This window comes from Mycobacterium sp. E2699 (assembly GCF_001666745.1).
Taxonomy (GTDB): Bacteria; Actinomycetota; Actinomycetes; order Mycobacteriales; family Mycobacteriaceae; genus Mycobacterium.
In genome coordinates, this window is the sequence record NZ_LZJH01000046.1 from 1 (window position 1) to 6921 (window position 6921).

Annotated in this window: 9 protein-coding genes; 4 read left to right on the plus strand and 5 right to left on the minus strand. The window is 70.3% G+C overall.

Annotated features, from left to right (window positions below):
* On the minus strand, positions 1-220 hold a 220-nt coding region (locus A5696_RS26925; protein WP_304442247.1), incomplete at its 3' end, for a hypothetical protein.
* 100 nt (positions 221-320) lie between these two features.
* Here A5696_RS26925 and A5696_RS05660 point away from each other — a divergent pair.
* The gene (locus A5696_RS05660) at positions 321-815 is read left to right on the plus strand and encodes a macro domain-containing protein (protein ID WP_067874732.1); all 495 of its coding nucleotides are present in this window, start codon (positions 321-323) and stop codon (positions 813-815) included.
* Here the strand turns inward: A5696_RS05660 and A5696_RS05665 are convergent.
* Complete coding sequence (locus tag A5696_RS05665; protein ID WP_067874715.1) at positions 812-1117, minus strand: MTH1187 family thiamine-binding protein; 306 nt, start codon at positions 1115-1117, stop codon at positions 812-814. The two genes, A5696_RS05660 and A5696_RS05665, sit on opposite strands and share 4 nt — an antisense overlap.
* 51 nt (positions 1118-1168) lie before the next feature.
* On the opposite strand from A5696_RS05665, the gene dtd reads away from it, so the two are divergent.
* The 3 genes from dtd (at position 1169) to A5696_RS05680 (ending at position 2925) form a co-directional block, all read left to right on the plus strand.
* Entirely contained in the window at positions 1169-1600 is a 432-nt protein-coding gene (dtd, locus tag A5696_RS05670) for a D-aminoacyl-tRNA deacylase (protein ID WP_067874718.1), read from the plus strand.
* 65 nt (positions 1601-1665) lie between these two features.
* Positions 1666-2583 carry a class I SAM-dependent methyltransferase gene (locus A5696_RS05675; protein WP_067874720.1) on the plus strand — a complete coding sequence of 306 codons (918 nt, stop codon included), beginning with the start codon at positions 1666-1668 and terminating at the stop codon, positions 2581-2583.
* 6 nt (positions 2584-2589) lie between these two features.
* Complete coding sequence (locus tag A5696_RS05680) at positions 2590-2925, plus strand: hypothetical protein (RefSeq protein ID WP_067874723.1); 336 nt, start codon at positions 2590-2592, stop codon at positions 2923-2925.
* On the opposite strand, the gene A5696_RS05685 is transcribed toward A5696_RS05680, so the two are convergent.
* From A5696_RS05685 to A5696_RS27920, 3 genes are all read right to left on the minus strand, one after another.
* Complete coding sequence (locus tag A5696_RS05685) at positions 2922-3947, minus strand: alcohol dehydrogenase catalytic domain-containing protein (RefSeq protein WP_067874727.1); 1026 nt, start codon at positions 3945-3947, stop codon at positions 2922-2924. The genes A5696_RS05680 and A5696_RS05685 overlap by 4 nt on opposite strands.
* Positions 3948-3957: 10 nt before the next feature.
* The gene (locus A5696_RS05690) at positions 3958-5898 is read right to left on the minus strand and encodes an NAD(P)/FAD-dependent oxidoreductase (RefSeq protein ID WP_067874729.1); all 1941 of its coding nucleotides are present in this window, start codon (positions 5896-5898) and stop codon (positions 3958-3960) included.
* Positions 5899-6037: 139 nt separating this feature from the next.
* The coding region (locus A5696_RS27920; RefSeq protein WP_082968929.1) for a hypothetical protein at positions 6038-6921 on the minus strand (884 nt) is incomplete at its 5' end.

The window sequence follows — 6921 nt, forward strand, 5'->3', positions numbered from 1 at the left end:
GGCTGACCGCCGGGACCGGGTGCCCCGCCCATGCCTCCCGCGCCACCCCGGCCGCCGTCACCACCGCGGCCACCGTCACCGCCCCGGCCGCCGTCACCACCGCGGCCACCGGCTCCGCCGGCGCCCCCGGCACCGCCGGCGCCACCCGCACCGCCGACACCACCCGCGCCGCCGCGGCCGCCGGCCCCGCCGGGTCCCCCGGGCTCGCCGGGCGTTTCACTCGTCATGCCGTTCGCACCTGCCTCTCTGAGAGCCAGCACAAAGCTACCCCTCGGCGGCGGAAGGGCGCCGCCGATCCCGCAGCGCGCGACAATGAACCGATGATTGAGTTAGAGGTAGTGCAGGCCGACATCACCAAGCTCGAGCTCGACGCGATCACCAACGCCGCCAACACGCAGCTGCGGCACGGTGGTGGCGTCGCCGCGGCAATCGTCCGCGCCGGCGGCCCTGAGGTGCAGCGCGAATCGACCGAGAAGGCGCCGATCGGGCTCGGGGAGGCGGTGGAAACCACCGCGGGCGAAATGCCTGCGCGCTACGTCATCCACGCCGCGACGATGGAACCGGGCGGCCCGACCTCGGCCGAGATCATCGCCCGCGCGACCGGCGCCACCTTGCGCAAGGCCGACGAACTGGGGTGCCGCTCGCTGGCCCTGGTGGCCTTCGGCACCGGCGTCGGCGGCTTCCCGCTCGACCAAGCCGCGCGGCTGATGGTCGACGTCGTAAGGCAGCACCGGGCGAGCTCGCTGGAAAAGGTGGTGTTCGCCGTTCACGGCGACGTGGCGGAGCGGGCGTTCCGGGACGCGGTGGAGGTTTAGCCCCCCGACAGGTGGCGTTCGACGGAAGCGACCTTCTGCGTCATCGCGTCGTGGGCTCCGGCACGCGAGTCCACCTTGATCACCGTGCTGACCCTGGGTGCGCGGGCGGCCACGGCCTCCACCGCACGCTGCACGACGGCCATCACTTCTGTCCAGGTGTCGCCCTCGATCACGGTGAACATCGCATCCGTCCTGTTCGGCAGGCCGGATTCGCGGACCACCCGAACCGCCTCGGCGACGATCTCGCCGACGCCCTCGCCCACGCCCAGCGGCGTGACGGAAAACGCGACGAGCACGGACACGTCACGAGCCTACCCACCCGTTTCGAACCCGGCCTGGCAGCATCGAGGGCCATGCGGGTTCTGGTGCAACGGGTCTCGTCGGCGTCGGTGGCGGTCGACGGACAGGTGGTGGGCGCGATCCGCCCGGACGGCCAGGGCTTGCTGGCCTTCGTCGGCGTCACGCACGGCGACGATCCCGACGTGGCGCGACGGCTGGCCGAAAAGCTCTGGTATCTGCGCATTCTCGCCGATGAGCGCTCGGCGGCCGACGTCAACGCGCCGATCCTGGTGGTCAGCCAGTTCACCTTGTACGCCGACACCGCGAAGGGCCGCCGGCCGTCCTGGAACGCGGCAGCCCCGGGAGCGGTCGCCGAACCGCTGGTCGCGGCGTTCGCCGAGGCGTTGCACCACCTTGGAGCCGACGTGCAGACCGGCGTCTTCGGCGCGAACATGCAGGTCGAATTGGTGAACGACGGTCCGGTTACGGTGCTTCTGGAGATTTGACGGCGCCACCGCAGTACCTTGGTGGATGTCGGCTTCGGCGCCGATTCTGACGCGAGGGGACGACCATCAGCACTCCACCTGAATTCGGGTCGCTTCGCTCCGACGACGACCAATGGGACATCGTCAGCGGGGTGGGCTACACCGCGCTGCTGGTGGCGGGATGGCGCGCGCTGCACGCCATGAGCCCGCGGCCACTGGTCCGCGACGAATACGCGAAGGTTTTCATCGCCGCCGCCCGGGACCCGTATCTGTCCGGTGTTCTTGCCAACCCGGGAACCTCCGACGACGAGACGGCCTTTCCCCGCCTCTACGGTGTGCAGACCCGGTTCTTCGACGACTTCTTCACCTCGGCCGGCGAGGCGGGCATCCGGCAGGCGGTGATCGTCGCCGCCGGGTTGGACTCCCGCGCGTACCGCCTCGACTGGCCCGATGGCACAACGGTTTTCGAGGTCGACCTGCCCAAGGTGCTGGAATTCAAGGTGCGCGTGCTCGGCGAGCACGGCGCCGTGCCCAAGGCCCGCAGGGTCGAGGTCGGGGCCGATCTGCGCACCGACTGGTCGAGGCGGTTGGAAGCGGCGGGCTTCGACACCGAGACCCCGAGCGCCTGGTCGGTGGAGGGCGTGCTGCCCTACCTCACCGACGAAGCGCAGAACACGCTCTTCACCCGCATCAGCGGGTTGAGCGCGCCGGGCAGCCGGATCGCCATAGGCGCGCTGGGATCCCGCTTGGACCGCGAGCAGCTCGCGGCCCTGGAAGCGGACCATCCCGGGGTCAACATGTCGGGTGACGTGGACTTCTCGGCGCTGACCTACGAGCCCCGGGGTGATCCGGCGGAATCGCTGGCCGCACATGGGTGGGCCGTCGATCCGGTCCGCAACACACTCGACCTGCAGGCCGGCTACGGGATGACACCTCCGGAGGTGGACGTCAAGATCGACGCGATCATGCACTCCGAATACATCACGGCGATCCGGTCGGGGTGACCGCGGATGGTGCCGCTCACGAGGCGCTCGCCCGCCGACGCCATCGCGGAGATCGGCGCGGGCACACCGGGGCCCGGGATCGCCGCCTTCTTCGACCTCGACGGCACATTGGTCGACGCCTTCACCGCGGCGGTGCAGCAGTTCTGCTCCGCCGATGACGTTGCGGTGCAAGGCAGTTGCTGCCACGCCAACGGTGACGAGGATGCGGCGTCGATGGCGCTGGTCGGATTTCCGCGGCCCGTGAACCCCCGCTGCGGGCTCGCCGCGACGGCCGCCGCGCACGGCTGGCCGGTGATGTGTCTCGTCTCGGGCCGCCGTGGCCGAGTGCACAGGCGGCGTTAGGGCGTCAGCAGGACCTTCACCTCGTCGCCGGACCGCGCCTGGGCCGTCGCGTAGCCCTTGGCCGCCTCGTCCAACGACAGGGTCGTGGTGAAGATGCCGTCGACGTCGAGCCGGCCGGACTGCAGCAGCGGGATCAACTCCGGCCAGGTGCGCTGCACCGGTGCGGTGGTCATCCGCAGCGTGATGCTGCGAATCAGGCACCCCAGCGCGTTGAGCGGAAACGGATTCATGTCGTGCACGCCGACGACCGAAACGGTGCCGCCCGGCCGCACCGCGTTCAGCGCGTCGGTCAGGGACGTGTCGGTCGCGACGGCGTCGATCACCGCGTCGGCCCCGCGCCCGCCCGTCGCCGCCAGGATGGCCTCCACCGCCGGTGCCTTGACCGGCGTCGCTCCCCACCCGGCGGCGCGGTCCAGCCGGCCGTCGACGCGATCGACGGCGAAAACCGTTGCGGCGCCCTGAAACAACGCGCTGCGCAGCGCGCACAGACCGACCGCGCCCAGGCCGATCACCGCGACCGTCCCGCCGAACGGGATATCGGCTCGCTGTGCCGCCGCCCAGCCCGTGGCCAGGTTGTCGGTGAGCAGCAGCGCCTGCTCGGTGCTGATCCCTTCGGGAGTCGTGAGCAGCTGGAAGTCGGCCGCCGGCACGGCGAGCAGATCGGCCTGCGCCCCGGGAAGCACGCCGCCGCCGAAGATCTGAAACCCGGAGTAGCACATCACCGGGTCGCGTGTGGCGCATCCCGGGCACGCGCCGCAGCCGGTCACCGAGGACACCATCACCTGGTCGCCGACCTTGACGGTGCGCACCTCGGGCCCGACCTCGACTACGGTGCCGACGGCTTCATGGCCGAGCGTCATGGGTGCGGCCAGCGGATAGTCACCCTCGTAGAAATGCAGATCCGATCCGCAGATTCCGGCGGCGGTGACCGAGATGATCGCTCCGTCGGGACCGGGGAGTGCCGGATCGGGGCGTGTGTCGACCTCGATATTGCGTGGTCCGTCGAGGACTACCGTTCGCATAGTGGTGTGCTCACTTTCTCTGCCGGACAAGGAAATTCGACCAGTCGGGTGCGCGCACCGCGGCCCAGTACTCGTTGAGGCGCCACGGGCTGACGGTATGAATCTCCCCGTCGGCATTCTTGAAGTAGGAGTGTTTGACGGCGGGGTGCGACCACACCATCTTCTTGATCTGGTTCTGCGTGCGTTGGTGCCAGTCGGTCGCGGCGTCGGCCTTTGGTTCCACCGAGTGCAGCTTCTCCTGGGCCAGCCGCTGCAGGCACTGACCGACATAGCGCATCTGGAGTTCGGACTGGAAGATCAAACTGCCGCCATGGGCGAGATGGGTCCCGGGTCCGTAGATGATGAAGAAGTTCGGGAATCCGGGCACCGTGATGCCGAGGTAGGCGTACGGCCGGCTACCCCACAGCTCGTGCAGGTCAATACCGTTGCGGCCGGTCACTTTCAGCGGCCACAACACATCGGTGTGGCGAAACCCCGTCGCGTACACGATGACGTCGGCCTCGTGCGTCACGCCGTCGTCCGTGACGACGCCGTGCGGCGCGATCCTCTGGATCGGGGTGCGCACCAACTCGACGTTGTCGCGCTGCAGCGTCTGCAGCCAGCTGCCGTTGTCCTGCAGTGTCCGTTTCCCGGTGGCGGGATAGTCGGGCAGCACCTTGTCCAACAGCTCTTGGGAGTTCGGGCCTTCGCCGACCTGGCTGGTGATCCACTGCGAGAACATCATTCGGGCGGCGGCGTTGATGTCGCTGACGGCGTAGTCCTGATCGGCGTAGTCGGGGTCGCCCTCTGCGGCGTCGAGTCCCTTGTCGGCACCGGGCCAAAGCACCAGGAACCGGTACCACCGGCCGTAGAAGGGCAGATGCCGCATCGCCCAGCGCACCCCGTCGCCGACCTCGTCGTGGTACATGGCGTTCGGGAACATCCACTGGGCGGTGCGCTGGAACACGGTGAGCTTGTCGACCTGGCGGGCGATCGCCGGCGCTATCTGGAAGCCGCTGGCGCCGGCGCCGATGAGCGCGACCCGCTTGCCCGTCAGATCGATCGAGTGATCCCAGGCCGCCGAGTGAAATGACGGCCCCTCGAAGGTGTCGGCTCCGTCGAATTCGGGGACATTGGGCCGGTTCAGCTGGCCGACGGCCGTCAGGACGACCCGCGCGCTGATCGTGCTCACCCGGCCGTCCGGGCCGCGCACCGAGACCTTCCACAACCCGTCGGCATCGTCCCATTCCGCCTCGACGACCTCGGTGTTCCACCGAATGTGCTCGGCCAGGCCGTGCTTGTTCATCACCTTGGTGAAATAGTCCTGCAGCTCGTATTGCTCGGCGAAGAAGTGTGTCCAATCGTTGTTGGGTTCGAAGCTGTAGCAGTAGAAGTGGTTTGCGACGTCCACGCGGGCGCCGGGATAGCTGTTCTCCCACCACGTTCCGCCGGGCCCGGCGTTTTTCTCGACGATGGTGAAGGGGATATTGGCCTGCTTGAGCCGGATGCCGGCCAGCAGGCCGGATTCCCCGCATCCGACCACCAGGACCGGGAGTTCGGCGGCGGACTGCGTCGGCAGGGCGGCCGGACGGCGGGGGTCGACGCCGTCGAGATCCATCTCTTCCAGGATCAGCGGCAGGTAGTCGTCGGTGACGTGTTCGCAGGCCGCCCAGTCCATCATCTCCCGAATGAGTTCGAGGCTCAGCGGCTCGGGTTCGGGGCAACCGCGGTCCCGGTAGTCGGTGAGCACCGGCAGCGCCGCCGCGCGGGCCCGCGCCTTGTCCTCCTCGGACATGAAGCCCTGCACCTCGTTGAGGAAGATGCCCAGGGGCTTGAAGTCGCGGATGAACCGGGGATCGCCGGTGATGTGGACGAGCGAAAGCAGCAGGGTCGGGATGCTGACATCCTCGAGGGCGGCCGCGATCTCGTCCGTCGGCGTGGTGAAGGGATGGCCGGCATAGCGGCTGCGCATCAAGCCGATCCTTCCGGTAGAGGGGCGCGGCCAATTACGCTACTGCGCGTTTCGTAATTGCGGGCACCACGCTACCCCGTTGCGGCGGAGAGGATCAAGGATCGGCACGCCGCCCGCTGGGCATCACCCGCTCATGGGGCTATGGCTTGCCGTTCGCGCCGGGCGCGCCAAAGTGACCGCCCTGGCCACCCGTGCCGCCGTGCCCGGTGCCGAAACCGTTGCCGCCGTTGCCGCCGATGCCGAAGATCGACGGGTTGTAGGTGCCCATGTCGATGATCCCGGCGTTGCCCCCGTTGCCGCCGTTGGCTGGGCCGCCACCGGTGCCGGCGTCGCCGCCGGCGCCGCCCTGGGCGAAGAAGCCGAGGCCGCCGCCGCCGTCGCCGCCGTCGTTGCCGCCGTTGCCGGTGGGAGCGGCGCCCCCGTGCCCGCCGTTACCGCCGATGGCGCCCTGCAGCCCGGCGGCAAAGCCGCCGTGCCCGCCGACGCCACCGTCGCCCAGCGTCGAGGCGCCGCCGGCTCCGCCCGCACCGCCGCCGGCGATGCCCGTCACCGTCGCCGCCACACCCCCCGCGCCGCCGGCGCCGCCCGTCGCGTTGCCGGAGGCGGCACCGCCGGCCCCGCCGTCGCCGCCGATGGAAGCGCCCCACCCGACGAAGTCGGGAGCCGCGGCGGCACCGCCCGCGCCGCCGGCCCCGGCGGTGCCGGAGCTAACAGCGGCGCCGCCCACGCCGCCGGCGCCGGCCTGGGCCAAGTCGATTCCGAAGAAGCCACTGGAAACGCTGGTGCCGCCCGCGCCGCCGGCGCCGCCGGTAGCCCCGTCGACGGTGGCGTCGCCGCCGTGTCCGCCGGCCCCGCCCATGGTCAGGTCGATCCCCAACGGGCTGCGGGCCCAGCCCTGGCCGCCCGCGCCGCCCACGCCGCCGGTGCCCCCGGCAGCGGTGGCGGCGCCACCGTGCCCACCGGCACCGCCGAAGCCGGTGAAGAGGCCGGTTCCGTTACCGGCCGCGCCGCCCGCCCCGCCGG

Excerpts from the sequence above, each read along its gene's own strand:
- A5696_RS05660 (WP_067874732.1), top strand. The coding sequence starts at position 321 with ATGATTGAGTTAGAGGTAGTGCAGGCCGACATCACCAAGCTCGAGCTC.
- dtd (WP_067874718.1), top strand. The coding sequence starts at position 1,169 with ATGCGGGTTCTGGTGCAACGGGTCTCGTCGGCGTCGGTGGCGGTCGAC.
- A5696_RS05680 (WP_067874723.1), top strand. The coding sequence starts at position 2,590 with ATGGTGCCGCTCACGAGGCGCTCGCCCGCCGACGCCATCGCGGAGATC.
- A5696_RS05685 (WP_067874727.1), bottom strand. The coding sequence starts at position 3,947 with ATGCGAACGGTAGTCCTCGACGGACCACGCAATATCGAGGTCGACACA.
- A5696_RS05690 (WP_067874729.1), bottom strand. The coding sequence starts at position 5,898 with ATGCGCAGCCGCTATGCCGGCCATCCCTTCACCACGCCGACGGACGAG.